The sequence below is a fragment of the Aquabacterium sp. genome, from assembly GCF_029946005.1.
GTDB lineage: Bacteria > Pseudomonadota > Gammaproteobacteria > Burkholderiales > Burkholderiaceae_C > Aquabacterium.
On record NZ_JAQSDR010000005.1, the window covers coordinates 38,778 to 57,644 of the forward strand.

The 18,867-nt window shown below is 63.1% G+C and carries 14 protein-coding genes and 1 pseudogene; 13 read left to right on the forward strand and 2 right to left on the reverse strand.

All coding sequences use genetic code 11. The annotated features are described in order from the left end of the window. Positions 1–15 precede the first annotated feature (15 nt). Positions 16–1,272, forward strand: a complete 1,257-nt coding sequence (gene dinB, locus PSV38_RS02985) for a DNA polymerase IV (protein WP_300544674.1) — start codon at positions 16–18, stop codon at positions 1,270–1,272. A 28-nt stretch (positions 1,273–1,300) separates the two neighbouring features. Next, positions 1,301–3,163, forward strand: coding sequence for a nucleoside-diphosphate sugar epimerase/dehydratase (locus tag PSV38_RS02990; RefSeq protein ID WP_300544676.1), 1,863 nt, complete (start codon positions 1,301–1,303; stop codon positions 3,161–3,163). A 4-nt stretch (positions 3,164–3,167) separates the two neighbouring features. Here PSV38_RS02990 and PSV38_RS02995 read toward each other — a convergent pair whose 3' ends face one another. Continuing rightward, positions 3,168–5,948 carry a CHASE domain-containing protein gene (locus PSV38_RS02995; protein WP_300544679.1) on the reverse strand — a complete coding sequence of 927 codons (2,781 nt, stop codon included), beginning with the start codon at positions 5,946–5,948 and terminating at the stop codon, positions 3,168–3,170. A 261-nt stretch (positions 5,949–6,209) separates the two neighbouring features. Between PSV38_RS02995 and PSV38_RS03000 the strand changes: the two genes are divergently transcribed. From PSV38_RS03000 to PSV38_RS03045, 10 genes and pseudogenes are all read left to right on the forward strand, one after another. Next, complete coding sequence (locus PSV38_RS03000) at positions 6,210–7,652, forward strand: S41 family peptidase (RefSeq protein ID WP_300544681.1); 1,443 nt, start codon at positions 6,210–6,212, stop codon at positions 7,650–7,652. Continuing rightward, positions 7,649–8,449: a HesA/MoeB/ThiF family protein gene (locus tag PSV38_RS03005; RefSeq protein WP_300544683.1), complete on the forward strand. Its 801-nt coding sequence runs from the start codon at positions 7,649–7,651 to the stop codon at positions 8,447–8,449. The genes PSV38_RS03000 and PSV38_RS03005 overlap by 4 nt, the downstream gene beginning before the upstream one ends. Then, the gene (locus PSV38_RS03010) at positions 8,424–9,329 is read left to right on the forward strand and encodes a TIGR00730 family Rossman fold protein (RefSeq protein ID WP_300544685.1); all 906 of its coding nucleotides are present in this window, start codon (positions 8,424–8,426) and stop codon (positions 9,327–9,329) included. Before PSV38_RS03005 ends, PSV38_RS03010 begins: the two co-directional genes overlap by 26 nt. 30 nt (positions 9,330–9,359) lie before the next feature. After that, complete coding sequence (gene rocF, locus PSV38_RS03015; protein ID WP_300544688.1) at positions 9,360–10,292, forward strand: arginase; 933 nt, start codon at positions 9,360–9,362, stop codon at positions 10,290–10,292. A 51-nt stretch (positions 10,293–10,343) separates the two neighbouring features. After that, positions 10,344–11,696: a patatin-like phospholipase family protein gene (locus PSV38_RS03020; protein WP_300544690.1), complete on the forward strand. Its 1,353-nt coding sequence runs from the start codon at positions 10,344–10,346 to the stop codon at positions 11,694–11,696. Positions 11,697–11,842: 146 nt separating this feature from the next. Then, complete coding sequence (gene rplU, locus PSV38_RS03025; RefSeq protein WP_230178785.1) at positions 11,843–12,154, forward strand: 50S ribosomal protein L21; 312 nt, start codon at positions 11,843–11,845, stop codon at positions 12,152–12,154. A 19-nt stretch (positions 12,155–12,173) separates the two neighbouring features. Next, on the forward strand, positions 12,174–12,431 hold the full coding sequence (rpmA, locus tag PSV38_RS03030; protein ID WP_300544696.1) for a 50S ribosomal protein L27: 258 nt from the start codon (positions 12,174–12,176) through the stop codon (positions 12,429–12,431). Positions 12,432–12,595: 164 nt separating this feature from the next. Continuing rightward, positions 12,596–13,609, forward strand: a pseudogene (gene cgtA, locus PSV38_RS03035) (Obg family GTPase CgtA); the annotation flags it as partial. Between the two features lie 350 nt (positions 13,610–13,959). After that, positions 13,960–15,078: a glutamate 5-kinase gene (proB, locus tag PSV38_RS03040; protein WP_300544699.1), complete on the forward strand. Its 1,119-nt coding sequence runs from the start codon at positions 13,960–13,962 to the stop codon at positions 15,076–15,078. Positions 15,079–15,329: 251 nt separating this feature from the next. Beyond that, on the forward strand, positions 15,330–16,292 hold the full coding sequence (locus PSV38_RS03045) for a putative solute-binding protein (protein WP_300544702.1): 963 nt from the start codon (positions 15,330–15,332) through the stop codon (positions 16,290–16,292). Positions 16,293–16,352: 60 nt separating this feature from the next. Here the strand turns inward: PSV38_RS03045 and PSV38_RS03050 are convergent, their stop codons facing one another. Then, entirely contained in the window at positions 16,353–16,979 is a 627-nt protein-coding gene (locus PSV38_RS03050) for an RNA pyrophosphohydrolase (protein WP_300544705.1), read from the reverse strand. Between the two features lie 94 nt (positions 16,980–17,073). Here PSV38_RS03050 and PSV38_RS03055 point away from each other — a divergent pair, with 94 nt between their 5' ends. Next, a complete protein-coding gene (locus PSV38_RS03055; RefSeq protein ID WP_300544707.1) occupies positions 17,074–18,846 on the forward strand; it encodes a proline--tRNA ligase in 1,773 nt (590 codons plus the stop codon). The last annotated feature ends 21 nt before the right edge of the window (positions 18,847–18,867 follow it).

Genomic DNA, 18,867 nt, shown 5'->3' on the forward strand with positions numbered 1-18,867 from the left:
TGGGGTGTGAGTTTAATGATGACACGCTCTTGGGTCGCCCACCTTGACATGGATGCGTTTTACGCCTCCGTGGAGTTGCTGCGCTACCCCGAGTTGCGGGGGCAGCCTGTGGTGATCGGGGGTGGGCAGCGTCATCAACCTGTCATGCAGGACGACGGCACGCGGCGCTTTTCAGTGTTGCGTGACTATGCCGGCCGAGGCGTGGTCACCACGTCCACCTACGAGGCCCGTGCTCTGGGCGTGCACTCGGCCATGGGCATGATGAAGGCGGCGGTGCTGGCACCGCAGGTGGTGTTGCTGCCGGTGGATTTTGAGCAGTACCGAAGCTATTCGCGCCGTTTCAAGGCCGCCGTGGCCGAGATCGCGCCGGTCATTGAAGACCGCGGGGTTGATGAGATCTACATCGACCTGAATGCCATGCCCGGCGTGCACGATGCCTGGGGTGATGATCCGCACGGTGGTGTGCGGGCACTGTCGCAGCGCATCAAGGACCGGGTGCGCGAGGCCACTGGCCTGAGTTGTTCGATCGGGGTCACGCCTAACAAGCTTCTCTCCAAGCTGTGTTCAGACCTGGAAAAGCCCGATGGCCTGACCATCCTGACCGAGGAAGACATCCCAGCGCGCATCTGGCCCTTGCCCGTCAAGCGCATCAATGGCATCGGCCCGAAATCCACCGCGCGCCTGGAGGCCTTGGGCATCCACACCATTGGCGACCTGGCCGCGGCGCCACCCACCTGGCTGATCGAGCAGTTCGGAGGCAACTACGGCGCCTGGTTGCACGAGGCCGCGCATGGCCGCGATGAGCGCGCCGTGGTCACCTGGCGCGAGCCCAAGTCCATCAGCCGCGAGACCACCTTCGAGCGCGACCTGCATGCCCGCGACGACCGTGAAGCGCTGGGCGAAATCTTCACTCGCCTGTGCGAGAAGCTGGCGGGCGACCTGGCCCGCAAGGGTTATGTGGCCAAGACCATTGGCGTCAAGCTTCGCTACACCGATTTCAAAATTGCCACGCGCGAGATCACCTTGCCAGTCCACACGGCCGACGCGCGGGACATCCGCCTGTGGGCTGGCCGTTGCCTGAAGAAAGTCCCTCTGGACCAACGCCTGCGTTTGCTGGGCGTGCGCGCGGGCGCCTTGCGCAAACTGGCGGATCTGCCTGTCTTGGCGGTGGCGCCCAGCGCCCAGGATCGCCCTCTGGAATACACCTTGCCCCTGTTCGACTGGGAGGATGCGCCAACCCAGCCCCCAAGCCAGCGCACAATGGAGGGTTAGCCCATCGGGGCCCCTTGCCTTGCCCACCATGATCTGGAACCGACTCGACCGCATCGCCCATGTTCTGCGCCCACACCGCCAGGCGGCCGTGCTGTTGGTCGACGCCTGCCTGATCGTGCTGGCCTGGCACGCCACCTATCTGTTCCGCATGGGGGTCGAGCGCTGGCTGCACGAACGGCCCAGCTACGACACGGTGGTGCTGCTGGGGGTGATCGCGGTGTACAGCGCGGTGTCCTGGGCCCTGGGCGTGCCGCGCGCGGCCTGGCGCTACACCAGCTTCAACGAGATCACCCGACTGGGCTGGGTCTGCCTGGGTGGCGGCTTGGCCAGCGCGGTGGTGGTCTTGATGGCACAGTTGGTGGAGATTCCGCGTGCGGTGCTGGCCCTGCACCCTTTCATGGTCCTGGTCACCTGGTCTTTGGCGCGCATGCTGGTGCGCATGCTCAGCGAGCAGTCACGTGCGCGCCGCCAGGGCGGTGATGCCACGGGGCGCCGGGCCATCGTGCTGGGCGCGGGTGCGGCGGCCAAGTTGCTGATCGCGGGCATCCAACACCGAGGCTGGACCGTGATGGGCTTGCTCGACGATGATCCGCGCAAGCATGGTGCCCGGATGGCCGGTGTCACCGTGTGGGGCGGGTTGGACAAGCTCCAGGACGAAGGCACGCTCGATGACGTGACCCACTTGGTTCTGGCCATGCCCTCGGCCAGCGGCGCCCAACGCAAGCGTGCCCTGGACATGGCCGCAGCCACCGGCTTGCCCGTGTTGACCGTGCCCAGCGCCGATGAGTTGCGCGAAGGCGGCTCGCGCATCGACCGCGTGCGCGACATCGAACCCGACGACCTTCTGGGCCGCGAACCCGTCAAGCTGGACGAGTCCGCGCTGTCGGCCCTGATCAGCGGCCAGACCGTGATGGTGACGGGCGCAGGCGGCTCCATCGGCTCCGAACTGTGCCGCCAGATCGCGCGTTTCGGCCCCAGTCGACTGGTGTTGTTCGAACTCAGCGAATTCGCGCTCTACAACATCGAGCAGGACCTGAGCGAGCGCTTTCCCCGCGTGCCCCTGGTGCGCCTGGTGGGTGACGTGAAAGACCTGCCCGAGCTGCGCCGCGTGATGAGCACTCACCGGCCCGACCTGGTCTTCCACGCGGCGGCTTACAAGCACGTGCCCTTGATGGAAGACGACAACGCCTGGATCGCCTTGCGCAACAACACCCTGGGCACCTACCAGGTGGCGCAGGCGGCGGGCGAATGCGGGGTCAAGCGCTTCGTCCTCATCTCGACCGACAAGGCCGTCAACCCGACCAATGTGATGGGCGCCACCAAGCGCGCGGCCGAGATGGTGGTGTCGCACTGGGCCACCCAGATGCCGGGCACGCGCTACATGGCCGTGCGCTTTGGCAATGTGCTGGGCTCCAGCGGCAGCGTGATCCCCAAGTTCAAGGAGCAGATCGCCAAGGGCGGCCCGGTCACGGTCACGCACCCCGACATCACTCGCTACTTCATGACCATCCCCGAGGCGGCGCAACTGGTGCTGCAGGCGGCGGTGCTGGCCGAATCAGGCCAGGTCTTCGTGATGGACATGGGTGCGGCCGTGCGCATCGCCGACCTGGCGCGCGAGATGATTTTGTTGTCCGGCCACACCGAAGCCGAGATCCCCATCGTGTTCAGCGGACTGCGCCCGGGCGAGAAGCTGTTCGAAGAGTTGCTGGCCGATGCCGATACCTCGCTGCCCACGCCACACCCGCGCCTGCGCCTGGCGCAACTGCGTGGCGAGTTGCCCGCCGACTGGATCGAGTGCCTGCTGGCCTTGGCCCAGGACGAATCGGCCAGCGTGCCCAGCACCTTGCGACAGCGCCTGCATGGCCTGGTGCCGGAGTACCAGCCCCGGTGATGCCTCAGGTGTGCGTGGCCAGCAGGTCGTCCACGTGCATCAGCAAGGCCGGCAGTTGCACCGGTTTGGTCAGGTAGCAATAGGCGCCCGCTGACAGGGCGGCGTCCACCTGTTCAGGCATGGCATCGGCCGAGATCATGATCACTGGCGTGGCGGCTGTCTGAGGGTTGGCCTTCATCAGCTTGAGGAACTCCAGCCCTGAGGCGTCGGGCAGGTGCACGTCCAGCAAGACCAGGTCGGGGGCGGGGCCAGTGACCCGGTCGTGCAGCACGGCCAGGCCTTCTTCAATGGTGGGCGCTACGGTCAAACGAATCCAGCTGCGCGAGGCCAGCGCACCCCTCACGACTTCGCTGTTCACGTGGTTGTCTTCAACGTACAGCACATGGCGGACAGGCTGGTTGGCCTTGATGATCACGCTGGTGGGCGCCGGGGCCGGCGGCATGATCGGTTTGGCCATGGCCAGCCTGGCGGCGGGCAAGGTCAATGTGAAGGTGGAGCCTTTGTCTTCTTGGCTGCGCACGTCCAGTTGGCCATCCATCAGCTGGGCCAAGTGCTGGCTGATCACCAGGCCAATGCCGGCACCATCGGGCGCGACCCGTTCTCGGCCCAAGCGATTGAAGGGCTGAAACAATTGCGCCAACTGCTCGGGGTTCATGCCCAAGCCGGTGTCTTCCACGGTCAGGTGGATGCATTCGTCCCGTCCGGGCAGCGAGACCATCTCCATGGACACCTTGACGGTGCCCCCCGGGCGGTTGTATTTGATGGCATTGCTGAGCAGGTTGATGAGGATCTGTCGCAGCCTGATCGCATCGGCGCGCACACCCCAGCCTGCCGGTGCGGGTTCCGGGTCCAGCAAATGCACTTTCTGTTTCTGCGCCAACTCCCGGACCATGTCCATCGCGACGATGGCGGCTTCATTGATGGGCACGACTTCGGTGTTCAGCTTGAGCGTGCCGGTGTCAATGCGGGACAGGTCCAGCACGTCGTCGATCATGTCCAGCAAATGCCAGCCGGCCTGCTGGATTTGCTGCAGCCGTTGTGATTGCGTGGGCGTCAGGGGCGACTGCTTGTCCAGGTCCATCACCTGTGCGAAACCCAGCACGGCGTTCAAGGGGGTGCGCAATTCATGGCTCATGCGCGACAAGAACTCGCTTTTCGAGCGATTGGCGGTTTCCGCCGCAGCCTTCTGCCGCCGGGCCACTTCCATGGCGGCTTCCACGCGCCGCGTGTGCCCGGTGATCACCAGCAGCAAAGCACCCAGGGCGGCGGCCAGCACCACACCGCCAATGGCCAACAACCACGACCAAGCCAAGCCCGCCACGACGGGCACCGGGGCATGGGCCCAGGTCACCAGACGCCATTGGCGGCCGGCGAACTCGATGGGGGTCACGCTTTGGTAGGCTTGCTTTTGATCCGGGACGCCGCTTGAGCAAAGGGTGGCGCCGCCCAGCAAGTTGGAGGGGGCTTGGCTGACATCCATCAGGCAGGCGCTCAAGTAGGGAGGCAGCCCGTGGGTCATGGCCTTGATCATGTCGTCCATGCGCAGTGCCAAAAACACCGCGCCCCGGGTGCTTTGCACGCGGGCCTGCGGGGTGTAGGGCTGGCCCTGGTAGACCACTCTGTAAATCACCACGCCTGTTTGTCGGCCGGCTTCCTGCGCCAGTTCAAATCCCTTGGTGGCCGCCGGCCGGTCTTCGCGCCGTGACTGCTCGAAGGCGTCCCTGGCGGCGGGGCTGGACAAGGAGTTGTAGCCCAGCGCTTTTTCATTGCCGCTCATGGGCTCCAGAAACCGGATGGCGGCCACTTCAGGTCCCTTCGGGACCAAGCGTGCGCGTGTGTCGTGGACCTGGTATTCGCTCAGGCCCTCGGCGTGTTGGCGTCCCTCAAAGCTGGGGATCTGGTCCAGGGTCAGCCGTTCGGTCCAGCCCAGGGCCTGGATGCCGCTCAGGGTGTTCAGCCAGTAAGTGCTGGCCAGTTTGAACTCTTGTCGGCTGACCTCCGACGACCCGATGTACAGCCCATGGAGGGCCTCCAGCGCATTCAGATAACCATTGAGTCGCATGTTCACGGCATTGGTCACGGCCTCCACGTCATGGTCGAACACCGCCTGGGCGCGTTCCTCCTCCCACAACTGCACCTGGCGGATGGTCAGCCCCAGCAGCAAGGTGGTCACCAGCAGCGGCACCCCCACGATCAGGCGGCGGGCCCGCCACAGGTCGACCGGCCGACCGACCAGGGTCAGCATCATGGGCGTGCCGATCAGCACCCCCAGCGTGTCGCCTGCCCACCAGGACAAGGCGGCTTGGGTGGCATTCGCGGCGGGTAAAGCGCCCAGGGCGACCATGGCGGGAACCGACATGCCGGCGTTGATCAGGCACGACACGGGTCCCGCCATCAGCAGGAATCGACCTATGTCAAAAGGGTGCTCCAGGGGCAGGTCCTGCTCGTCACCGCGCGTGGACCATCGTGCCGCCACCCAGGCTTGCAGGGCGCCACCCAGGCAAGTGACCACCGCCAGCGCCGAGAACGGCCAGAAACCGAGGGGGTCTTGCGCATGCCAGTGGGCAATCGTAAGTACAGTGGCCGAGCCCAGGCCCACGGGCAGCACCATGGTTTTGCCCCATCCCAGGACGCAGGCCAACCCGAAGCCAGCCGACAAATAAAGCGGCTCGACATGGTCTTGTGGTGAGGCCAGGCCCAAGGCCAGCACGCCCGCCCCGGTGTAGACCAACCAGGTGATGAAACCCCTGGTCCACGGCGAGGTGAGGGCTAAAGCCTGGCGCATGGACGTCCTTCCGAGTCTCAGTGAATGTATTTTTTTGCGCACCTTATCACCCATTGCCCCCCAGGCGTGAAGGGGGAGATCCGGGGGTGATCGTCAGCTTCTTGCGACTAAACGGTGCAAAGCCCCATACAGAGGCCAAGTTCTGCCCTTATTGAACTTTGTCCTGCGTTGGGCGGTCCTATACTGGAAAAACATTTCGTCATCTGAGGTTTCAGGTGGCATCGCTGGGTTCGTTGCGGGTTCGAAAAGGCGCCATTGGCCATGACTTCCAAATTCAAGATTGCGGGCTGGGTGGCACTGGGTGTGCTGGCCGGCGGTTTGACCACTATGCAGTTCCAGGCCACCGCCCGCAACACTGTGGCTCCCTTGCCGCTGGAAGAGATGCAGCAGTTGGCCGCCGTGTTCGGCATGATCAAGACCGATTATGTCGAGCCGGTGGACGAGAAAAAGCTCATCAGCGATGCCATTGGGGGCATGGTGTCGGGCCTCGATCCCCACTCCACGTATTTTGACAAAACCACCTTCAAGGAGTTCCGCGAAGGCACCACGGGCAAGTTTGTGGGCGTCGGCATTGAAATCGGCATGGAAGACGGCCTCGTCAAGGTCGTCTCGCCCATCGAAGGCTCGCCCGCTTTCCGCGCGGGGCTCAAGAGTGGCGACTTGATCACCAAGATCGATGACACCTTCGTCAAGGGCCTGACCATGGACCAGGCCGTCAAGCGCATGCGCGGCGAGCCCCAGACCAAGGTGGTCCTGACCATTTTCCGCAAGCTTGAAAACCGCAGCTTCCCGGTCACCATCACCCGCGAAGAAATCCGCGTGCAAAGCGTGCGCGCCAAGATTGTCGAGCCAGGTTATGGCTGGATCCGCGTCACCCAGTTCCAGGACCGCACGGTTGAAGACTTCGTCGCCAAGGCCGACAAGCTCTTCAAGGAAGAGCCCAAGATGAAGGGCTTGGTGCTGGACCTGCGCAACGACCCGGGTGGCTTGCTGGAAGGCGCCATCGCCGTGTCGGCCGCTTTCCTGCCCAAAGACGTGACGGTGGTGTCCACCAACGGCCAGATCCCCGAATCCAAGGCCATCTTCAAGGCCCGCCCCGAGGATTACACCCGCCGCCTGGGCGCCGATCCGCTGGCCAAACTGCCTGCGGCCATCAAGAACGTGCAGTTGGTGGTGCTGGTCAATGAAGGTTCGGCCTCGGCCAGTGAAATCGTCTCCGGTGCGTTGCAGGACCACAAGCGCGCAGTCATCATGGGGGCCCAGACTTTCGGCAAGGGCTCGGTGCAAACCGTGCGCCAGCTGACGGCCGACACCGCGCTCAAGATCACCACGGCGCGCTATTACACCCCCAGCGGGCGATCCATCCAGGCCAAAGGCATCGTGCCCGACGTGATGCTGGACGAAACGGCCGAAGGCAACCTGTTCAGCGCGCTCCGTATGCGCGAAGCCGACCTGGAAAAGCACATTGCCAGCGGGCAGGGTGCCGAGGCCAAGGATGCCGCCCGTGAAAAGGCGCGCGAAGAGGCCATGAAGAAGCTGGAAGAAGCCTCCGCCAAAAAGAACGAGCCGCCCAAGCCGCTGCCTGAATTCGGCAGCACTGAAGACTTCCAGCTTCAGCAGGCCGTGGCCCAGCTCAAGGGCAAGCCGGTTGTTGTGTCCAAGACCATGACCGAGCGCAAGCCCGAGGACACCAAGGCGCAGTGAACGACGACCAACGCCTGCGCTACAGCCGCCATCTCTTGTTGGATGAGTGGTCGGAAGAGGCTCAGACGCATCTCTTGAACGCCCACGCCCTGGTCATCGGGGCGGGTGGTCTGGGGTCTCCGGCCTTGATGTACCTGGCCAGCGCAGGTGTCGGCCGCATCACGGTGATCGACCCTGATACGGTCGATTTGACCAACCTGCAGCGCCAGATCGTGCACACAACCGAGCGGGTCGGCCAGACTAAGGTGGCTTCTGCCGCCCTTGGTTTGGCCCAGATTAACCCCGAAGTGCAGGTGCACACGGTGCCCCAGGCGGCCGATGCCGCGCTATTGGCCCACTGGGTGCCCCAGGCGGATGTGGTGCTGGACTGCACCGACCACTTCGCCATCCGCCAACTGATCAACCGCGCTTGCATTGAGGCGCGCGTGCCTCTGGTTTCGGCCGCTGCCGTGCGCTTTGACGGCCAAATCAGCGTCTTTGACCCCAGGCGGCCGGAATCCCCCTGCTACGCCTGCCTGTTTCCACCCGACCAGGCGCCGCCTGAAACCCGCTGCGCCACCCTCGGGATTTTCGCGCCCGTCGTGGGCATGCTGGGCGTGATGCAGGCGGGTGAAGCGCTCAAACTGCTGGCGGGATTGAATAGCCACCCGGCGCACATTTCATTGGCAGGACGCCTGCTGATGTTGGATGGCCGAAGCTGGCGTTGGACTGAATTGAGGGCGCGCCGCGAGCCGGCGTGCTCAGTGTGTGGACCACAAGGCACTGAACACCATGAACGACCCCAAAGAACTGCTTGAACGTAACTTCCCCACAGCGGTTCAGGACGCGCGCAACGCCGCCAAACCCTCGCTGTACGCGGGGGCCGACAGCAGCTACGACCTGGCGTTTGCCGACCCGGAATTCCTGCTCAACCCGGACCTGCGCCCGGTGCGCATGCAGCTGGAGTTGCTCAAGCCCGAGATGGTCCAACGCGAGGAGGGCATCAAATCCACCATCGTGATGTTCGGCAGCGCCCGCATCCTCCCGGCCACCGAGGCCCATGCTCGCCTCGCCGAAGCGGAGGCCCTGCCCCAGGGGTCCGAGCGCGAGGTGGCCTTGCGCCAGGCCCGTCGGCACCAGGAGATGTCTCATTACTACGAAGAGGCGCGCAAGTTTGCCACCCTGGTCACCACGCATTCGGCCCAACTCCAGACGCCCATCTACGTGGTCACCGGTGGCGGCCCCGGCATCATGGAAGCGGGCAACCGGGGCGCTTTCGAGGTGGGGGGTAAAAGCATCGGCCTGAACATCGTGTTGCCCCACGAGCAAGAGCCCAACCCTTACATCACGCCTCGGCTGTGCTTCCAGTTCCACTACTTTGCCTTGCGCAAGATGCATTTCCTGATGCGCTCGGTGGCCCTAGTGTGCTTTCCCGGTGGGTTTGGCACGCTCGATGAATTGTTCGAAGCGCTCACCCTGATGCAGACCGGCAAATGCCGCAAGCGCCCTGTGCTGCTGGTCGGGCGCGAATTCTGGACCAAGCTCATCAACATCGACCACTTGGTGGACACCGGCATGATCAGTCCCGGCGATGTGCACTTGTTCCGTTACGTTGAAACCGCCGACGAAGCCTGGGAAACGCTGCAACAGGTCTACGGCCTGGGACGGCCGGACGAGGACTCGGCCTGCGGCTGGTAAGCCGGGCTTCACGTGGAAAAAGGGGCCCGCATGAACAGCCGCACCGTCAGACTCATCGGCGCGCCCACCGACGTGGGGGCCAGCATGCGCGGGGCTGGCCTGGGGCCCGAGGCCTTGCGAGTGGCCGGTCTGCCGGAGGCTTTGGCTCGGCTGGGCTTGACGGTCAACGATGGTGGCAACCTGATTGGGCCCACCAACCCCTGGCAGCCACCCGTGAATGGGCACCGCCACCTGAAGGAAGTACTCGCCTGGAACCAGCAGGTTTTCCAGGCCGTGTCCGCCGCCTTGGCGACCGGTGAGATGCCCATGCTGTTGGGCGGCGACCATTGCCTGGCCATGGGTTCGATCGGTGCCGTAGCGGCGCATTGCCGCTCCACCGGCCAGAACCTGCGCGTCATCTGGCTGGACGCCCATGCGGATTTCAACACCAGTGACATCACCCCCAGCGGCAACTTGCATGGCATGCCCGTGGCCGTCCTGTTTGGCCTGGGCCCGGATGATCTGGTACACCTGGCCGCCGCCGACTTGCCGCAGCCCGCCCTGTCGCGAGACGAACTCCGCCTGATCGGCGTGCGCAGCGTGGACGAACATGAGCGCCAATTCGTGCACGCCCAGGGCCTGGAAGTCTTCGACATGCGCCACCTGGACGAACACGGCATGCGGGCCGTCATGCAGCAGGCCTTGATGGGCGTGGACGAACGCACCCACCTGCATGTCAGCTTCGACGTTGACTTCCTCGACCCGGACATCGCGCCCGGCGTGGGCACGGCCGTGCGCGGCGGGCCCACCTACCGCGAAGCCCAACTCTGCATGGAAATGATCGCCGACACCGGCCGCCTGTCGTCCCTGGACATCATGGAGCTCAACCCGGCCCGAGACTTGCAAAACCGAACCGCCGAGCTGGTGGTCGACTTGGTCGAAAGCCTGTTCGGCAAGTCCACCTTGATGCGTCTTCGCACCTGATGAGGGTATCTTCCCCCTCAGATCTGACGGCTTTGTGCCGATAAGTGCCATATGAGCCTGCCCGGAAAAACAGCTTTGGTCCTCACTGGCGGTGGCGCCCGCGCCGCCTACCAGGTCGGCGTGCTCCAAGCCATGATGCTGATCCGCCGTGACAGCGGCGAAAAGCAGCGCGGCAATCCCTTTCAGATCATCTCCGGCACCTCGGCCGGTGCGCTCAATGGTCTGGGTCTGGCTTGCCGGGCTGACCACTTCGAGCTGGCCGTGCGCGCCATGGTCGAGGTCTGGCGCGATTTCAAATCCGAGCAGGTCTACCACTCTGACTCACTGGGCATCATCCGCAGTGGTGCGCAGTGGCTGACCCTGTTCTCGCTTGGTTGGGCTTTGGCCCGCTGGCGTCGGGCGCGCCCGCGCTCCCTGCTCGACAACGAGCCCCTGCGCGAACTCTTGCCCGACCTGTTCAAGATCGACCGCCTGCCCAAGCTCATGGAGGAGGGGCATCTTCACGCTGTGGCGATCTCCGCGTCCAGCTACACCACGGGTGAGCACGTCACCTTCTACGACTGCGCCGAGCCGGTGGCCTCCTGGGACCGCTCCCAGCGCATCAGTGTGCGCGACAGCTTGTCAATCGAACACCTGATGGCCTCCAGCGCCATCCCCTTCGTCTTCCCCGCAGTGCAGTTGTCGGTCAATGGTCGACCGCACTATTTCGGCGATGGCTCCATGCGCCAAGCCGCCCCCATGTCGCCCGCCATCCACCTGGGCGCCGACCGCATCCTGGTGATTGGTGCCGGCCGCCTGCACGAACCCCCCGCGCCGCGCGACACCATCCTTGAATATCCCAACCTGGCGCAGATCGCCGGCCACGCCATGTCCAGCATCTTCCTGGACGCCCTGGCGGTGGATATCGAACGCATGCAGCGCGTCAACAGCACCCTGAGCCTGATGTCGGACGAGGCGCGCGAGCGCTCAACGTTGCGCCAGGTGGACGTGCTGGTGATCGCGCCCAGCCAGCGCATCGACGACATCGCCGCCCGCCACCTGTGGGCATTGCCACCCGCCGTGCGGGGCATGTTGCGCGCGGTCGGTGTGTATGGCCGCGGCAAAACCGCCCGAGGCTCGGCGCTGGCCAGCTATTTGTTGTTCGAATCGTCGTTCACCCGCGAGTTGATCCACCTGGGCTTCACTGACGCCTTGGCCAAGCGCGACGAAGTGACGGCCTTTTTCGGCTGGGGTGCCCCCCAGGACGAACTGGACCCCGGCGCGGGCACCGATCCTTTCGGCGCCAGCAGGGGTGAAGGCCACGGCCCGATCCTGACTGCCCAGACCATGGAAAACAGTGCGGCCGACCCGCTGGCTTGCAAACAAGGCAGACCACGTGGTAGTATCGAGAGCTTCGCACTTTGAGTGTGCGGAGATTCGTCGCCTTCTTTTCAATGCGGACTCAACGCAGACGTGTGTAGAAGATTCGGGATTTTTCCTGATCTGATCGCCGCGACCCTGTTTGAGATGCTGTTTGACAAGCGGGCATCAGATATTTGAAAGGTCTCCCTATGTACGCGGTCATAAAAACCGGCGGCAAGCAATACAAAGTTGCTGCTGGCGAAAAGATCAAAGTAGAACAGATTACTGCGGACGTTGGCCAAGAGATCGTGATCGACCAAGTTTTGGCAGTCGGAATCGGCGCTGAAATGAAGATCGGCACGCCCTTGGTGGCTGGCGCAACCGTCAAAGCAACTGTTCTCTCGCAAGGCCGTCACGACAAAGTGCGCATCTTCAAGATGCGTCGTCGTAAGCACTATCAAAAGCGCCAAGGCCATCGTCAGAACTACACTGAGCTGCAAATCAGCTCCGTGAACGCTTAACCCACCAAGGAGCAGATCCATGGCACAGAAAAAGGGCGGCGGTTCCACGCGGAACGGCCGCGACTCCCAACCAAAAATGCTCGGCGTCAAGGCTTTCGGTAGCCAGCTCGTGTCGGCAGGTTCGATCATTGTTCGCCAACGTGGCACCCGCTTCCATGCAGGTACCAACGTCGGCATGGGCCGCGATCACACCCTGTTCGCACTGGTCGACGGCACCGTGTCCTTCACCGTCAAGGGTTCTCTGAACCGCAAGACGGTGGTCGTGACTCCGGTCTGATCGTCACTTCAGCGGTTTGGCCTTTCGGGGTCGCCCGCTGAGACAAAGCCCCGGCTCGCCGGGGCTTTTGCGTTTTTTCGCCGACGGCCAAGGCAGTCGGCTTTCATGTCGATAATCACCGGGTTTCATCCGGTCGCGACGGCACACACAAGGACACCCGCCCCATGAGATTTGTCGATGAAGCCACGATTGAAGTGGCCGCAGGCGATGGCGGCAGCGGTGCCGCGAGTTTCCGTCGCGAAAAATTCATCCCCTTCGGTGGCCCCGATGGCGGCGATGGCGGACGCGGCGGGCACATCTACGTGCAGGCCGACCGCAACATCAACACCCTGATCGATTACCGCTACGCCCGCAAGCACTTCGCCCGCAATGGCGAACAAGGTCGCGGCGCAGATTGCTTCGGCGCTGCTGGCCCGGACATCACCCTGCGCATGCCGGTGGGCACCATCATCCGCGACTTCGAAACCGGCGAGGTCATCAAGGAGATGATCGAGCACGGCGAGATCTACCTGCTGTGCAAGGGCGGTGACGGCGGCTTTGGCAACCTGCGCTTCAAAACTGCCACCAACCGCGCGCCCAAGAAGAAGACGCCCGGCTGGCCCGGTGCTGGCCTGAAGGTCAAGCTGGAGTTGCGCGTGCTGGCCGACGTCGGCTTGCTGGGCATGCCCAACGCGGGCAAGTCCACGCTGATCACCGCGGTGTCCAACGCCCGCCCCAAGATTGCCGACTACCCCTTCACCACGCTGCACCCCAACCTGGGTGTGGTGCGCGTGGGCCCTGAAAAGAGTTTCGTCATGGCCGACATCCCCGGCCTGATCGAGGGGGCTTCCGAAGGCGCTGGTCTGGGCCACCTCTTCCTGCGCCACCTTCAGCGCACCCGCGTGCTGCTGCACGTGGTGGACATGGCCCCCTTCGATGACAACGTGGACCCGGTCAAGCAGGCCAAAGCCATCGTCAACGAATTGAAGAAGTACGACAAGGCCCTGGCCGACAAGCCGCGCTGGATGGTGCTCAACAAGATGGACGTGGTGCCGCCCGAAGAGCGTGCCCAGCGTGTGGCGGATTTCGTTAAGCGCTACAAGTGGAAAGGCCCCGTCTTCCAGATCTCGGCCTTGAGCCACGAAGGTTGCGAGCACCTGGCCCTGAAAATTTACGAGTTCGTGGCCAGCATGCAAGAGCACCACGAAGACCGCGACATCCGCTTCGACTTCACCGAGGAGGATGTGCCGCTGACCCAGCCCCCCCTGGCCCATGCGTCGATGGATTTGCCCGACCTTGAGAGCTTGGTGCCCGCGAAGAAGGCCCCCGCCACGAAAGTCGCCGCAAAGAAGGCTGTGGCTGAAAAAGCTGCCCCCGCTAAGAAGGTGGCCGCTAAGAAGGTGGCCGCCAAAAAGATTGTCGCCAAAAAGGTTGTCGCCAAAAAAGCGGCCGCCAAGAAAGCCGCTGAAGCGCCCGAAGCCTATGTTCCGGACGTGGACGATCCTCGTTTCCGCTGATTCTTCCCCACCTCACTCCTCGCTCTGACACCATGAATGACGTTCTGAAAAACGCCCGCCGCATCGTGGTCAAGGTGGGATCGAGCTTGGTGACCAATGAGGGGCGGGGCATCGACGCCGAAGCCATCGGCACCTGGTGTCGCCAGTTGGCAGCCCTGGCGCAAGACGGTCGCGAAGTGATCATGGTGTCCAGCGGTGCCATTGCCGAAGGCATGAAGCGCCTGGGCTGGGCCACGCGCCCCAAAGAGTTGCACGAACTGCAGGCCGCCGCCGCTGTTGGCCAGATGGGCTTGGCCCAGATGTACGAAACCAAGCTCAGCGAGCATGGCCTGGGCAGCGCGCAAGTCCTGCTCACGCACGCCGATCTGGCCGACCGCGAGCGCTACCTCAATGCCCGCTCCACCTTGCTGACACTGCTGTCGCACAAGGTCGTGCCCGTCATCAACGAGAACGACACCGTGGTCACCGACGAAATCAAGTTCGGGGACAACGACACCCTGGGTGCGCTGGTGGCCAACCTGGTTGAGGCCGATGTGCTGGTCATCCTGACCGACCAGAAGGGCCTGTACAGCGCCGATCCCCGCAAGGACGTCAACGCCCGCTTCATCGACGTGGCCACGGCGGGAGACCCGGCTTTGGAACAGATGGCTGGCGGTGCGGGCTCCAGCATTGGCCGGGGCGGCATGATCACCAAGGTGCTGGCCGCCAAGCGCGCGGCCGGCAGTGGCGCCAACACGGTGGTGGCCTGGGGCCGCGAGACCGACGTGCTGGTGCGCTTGTCTCAAGGCGAGTCCATCGGCACCTTGTTCGTCGCCACCACGGCCAAGGTCGCTGCGCGCAAGCAATGGATGGCCGATCACCTGCAACTTCGTGGTGCCGTGGTCATTGATGACGGTGCAGTGCTCAAGCTGCGCGATGAAGGCAAGAGCCTGCTGCCCATTGGCATGACCGAAGTGGTGGGTGAATTCCACCGGGGTGATGTCATTGCTGTCCGAAATGCGCAAGGGCAAGATGTGGCGCGTGGCTTGGCCAATTACGCCAGCAGCGAGGCCCGACGCATCGCGCGCAAGCCTTCCAGCGAATTCGAGGCCTTGCTTGGTTTCACCGGTGAACCCGAAATGATTCACCGCGACAACCTCGTCTTGGTCTGATCAATCCCCCATGAGGTTGGTGTTCAGCTAGGGTTCACCCTGTCCGTGTTGAGCGCCAATTCCGCGTTGAATCAGGGTCCTCCTTGTTATTGAACAAAGTTGGAACCATTTGGTGGTGCAGATGTCCACAAAGCGTGGAGACATCAATGTCAGGAAATCAAAGGACTCAGATGAAAATGAAATCATGGTCGAAGGCTGCTGCAGTGTTGGCAGTGGCAAGTTGCGTGGCCCCTCCAGTGATGGCCAAATCTATGATCTGCGTTTGGGACGTGGCTGGTAAATCCGGCGACGTCACTTCATCGGCGGTGGACTATGTCGTGGCCATGCAAAAGCACGGCGTCGAGCTGGAAATCAAAGGCTACGTCGATGAGCGCGTGGCGATTGAGGAGTTCCGTTCTGGCCAATGTGATGCCGTGATAGCGACGACTTTGCGGACACGTCCATTCAACGCCATCTCTGGCGCCCTCGACAGCATTGGTGCCACCACCATCGTGCGCAACGGCAAGATCGACATCAAGGCCAGCTACGAAGTCGTGCGCAAGGTCACCCAGGTGTTCAGCCTGCCTCAGGCTGCCAAGCTGATGGTGGAAGGCAACTACGAAGTCGGCGGCCTGTTCCCCTTGGGCGCGGCTTATCCCATCGTGCGTGATCGTCGAATCAATTCGGTCGAAGCCCTGTCCGGTAAAAAGATTGCCGCCTTCGACTACGACAAGGCCCAGGGCGTGATGATCCAGCGCATCGGCGCCCAGCCCGTGTCGGCAGACGTGACCAACATCGGGCCCAAGTTCAACAATGGTTCGGTTGACATGGTTACCTTGCCGGCCGTGGCCTTCAAGCCCTTTGAGCTGTACAAGGGCATTGGCACCACCGGGGGCATTGGCCGTTTGCCGATCCTGATCCCGACCGTGCAGATTGTGCTGAACAAAACCAAGTTCCCCGAGGGTTTTGGCGAGAAGTCGCGTCAGTATTGGGTCACGCAGTTCGACCGCGCCTTGCACTTCATTGATGTGGCCGAGAAGGGCGTGCCAGCCAACATGTGGGTTGACCTGCCGCCCGAAAACATCCCGAAGTACGTGCAGATGTTCCGCGAAGCCCGCATCGAGATTGCCAATCAGGGCATCTACAACAAGCGCGGCCTGAACATCGTCAAGCGCGCCCGTTGTGATGTGAATCCATCTGACGCTGAGTGCGCGACCAAGACCGAAGTCGACTGAGTCGGGTGAGGGTTGGTGCTTGAGCCTGCCTTGGCTCAAGCACCGCTTTGGCTGGTTGGGTCAGCGGTGGGTGCCATCGATGATGATGATGCCCTCGTCCGGCCCGACCACTTGGTCTGGGTCTTCTGATCCCTCCGGGTCCGCATTCATGTCTTCGAGCCGATGCGCACCGCGCATGCTGGCCCGCAAGTAGCGGTTGGGTTGCTGCCCTTGTGGCTTGGGCACGAAGCGCGCCAATTCGGACAAAGCCAATTGGTAGACACCGCGCTTGAACTCAATCACGGTTTCCAACGGGATCCAGTAGTCGTGCCAACGCCATGCGTCAAACTCAGGGTGGTTTGAGGCGCGCAGATTCATGTCCGTGTCGCGACCCATGAGCTGCAACAAGAACCAGATCTGTTTTTGGCCTTTGTAGTGGCCACGCGCATCCTTGCGGATGAAGTGATTGGGCACCTCATAGCGCAGCCAATCGCGCGTGCGGGCAACGATGCGGACATGGTCGGGCAGCAAGCCCACTTCTTCGTGGAGCTCGCGAAACATCGCCTGCTCAGGCGACTCGCCATGCTTGATGCCGCCTTGCGGAAACTGCCAGGAATGGGTGCGGATGCGCTTGCCCCAAAAAACCTGGTTCCGATGATTGAGCAGGATGATGCCGACGTTGGGGCGAAAGCCTTCACGGTCGAGCATAATCAACTCCGAATTTTTCAACTGATTTCATTATTGCACCGCTCGGTTGAAACGCAAGCGCGAGTCCCTAAGCAACGGTGCATTTTTCATACCCATGCAAGCTTCCCAGTTCTTCATTTCCACACTCAAAGAAGCCCCGGCCGATGCAGAGATCGTCAGCCACAAGCTGATGATGCGCGGCGGGTTCATCAAGAAATTGGGCGCCGGCCTGTACAACTACATGCCCATGGGCTTGCGCACCATCCGCAAGGTCGAGGGCATCATCCGTGAAGAAATGACCCGCGCTGGTGCGGTTGAGCTGTTGATGCCGGTGGTGCAACCCGCCGAGCTGTGGCAAGAGACGGGCCGCTTCGACAAGATGGGCCCCGAGTTGCTGCGCGTGAAGGACCGGCATGGCCGCGACTTCATCATCCAGCCCACTTCCGAGGAAGTTGTCACGGACATTGCCCGGCAAGAGTTGCGCAGCTACCGCCAGTTGCCCAAGAACTTCTACCATGTGCAGACCAAGTTCCGCGATGAGCGCCGTCCGCGCTTTGGCGTGATGCGTGGCCGCGAATTCACGATGAAGGACGCTTATTCCTTCGATCGGGATGCTGCCTGCGCTGGTAAAAGCTACGACATCATGTTTGCCGCCTACAGCCGCATCTTCGACCGACTCGGTCTTCAATACCGCGCCGTGGCCGCCGACACCGGCGCCATCGGGGGTGATCGTTCGCACGAGTTCCAGGTCATTGCCGACACGGGCGAGGACGCCATCGTCTATTGCCCGACCAGCGATTACGCAGCCAACATCGAACTGGCCGAAGGGGTGCCGCTGATCGCATCGCGCGCGGCGGCTACGCAAGCGCTTGAAAAGACCGCGACGCCCGGCAAGAGCACTTGCCCGGATGTGGCCGCTTTGCTCGGCTTGCCTCTGAGCCAGACCGTCAAGTCCCTGGTGTTGGCCACAGACGAGGCCAATGAAGCGGGCGAGATTGTCAAATCCACCGTCTGGCTGCTGCTGGTGCGCGGCGACCATGAGCTGAACGAAGTCAAGGCGGGCAAGATCGAGCTGACCGATGCGAACGGGCAGGTGACTGGCTTGAAGGCCGGTCACCGCTTCGCCACCGAGAAAGAAATCATCGAGCACTTCGGCTGCAAGCCTGGCTACCTGGGCCCGGTCCAACTGGTCAAGCCCGTCAAGGTGGTGGCCGATCGCACGGTGGCCAACATGGCTGATTTTGTGTGCGGTGCCAACGAAGAAGGTTTCCACCTCAAGGGCGTGAACTGGGGCCGTGACCTGCCCGAGCCCGACCTGGTGGCCGACTTGCGCAACGTGGTCGAAGGCGACCCAAGCCCCGACGGCCAAGGCGTGCTGGCCATCCAGCGCGGCATCGAGGTGGGCCACGTGTTCTACCTTGGCACCAAATACTCCAAGGCCATGAACGCGACCTTCCTGGACGAAGACGGCCGCCCCAAGCATTTCGAGATGGGTTGCTACGGCATTGGCGTGACCCGCATCCTGGGCGCGGCCATTGAGCAAAAGCACGACGAGCGCGGCATCATCTGGCCCGATTCGATCGCACCGTTCACCGTGGTGATCTGCCCGATCGGGTATGACCGCTCGGCCGACGTCAAAGCGGCGGCTGACCAGTTGCACGATGAGTTGGCGGCCTCGGGCATCGACGTGATCCTGGACGACCGTGGCGAGCGCCCTGGTGCGATGTTCGCGGACTGGGAGCTGATCGGCGTGCCTCACCGTGTGGTGCTGGGCGACAAGGGCCTCAAGGACGGCATTGCCGAGTACCAGGGGCGTCAGGACAAGGAAGCGACCAAAGTGGCCGTGGCTGAAGTGGCCGCCTGGGTCAAGGCGCGTGTGAAGGTGTGATGGGATGAAGGCAGGCGCTCG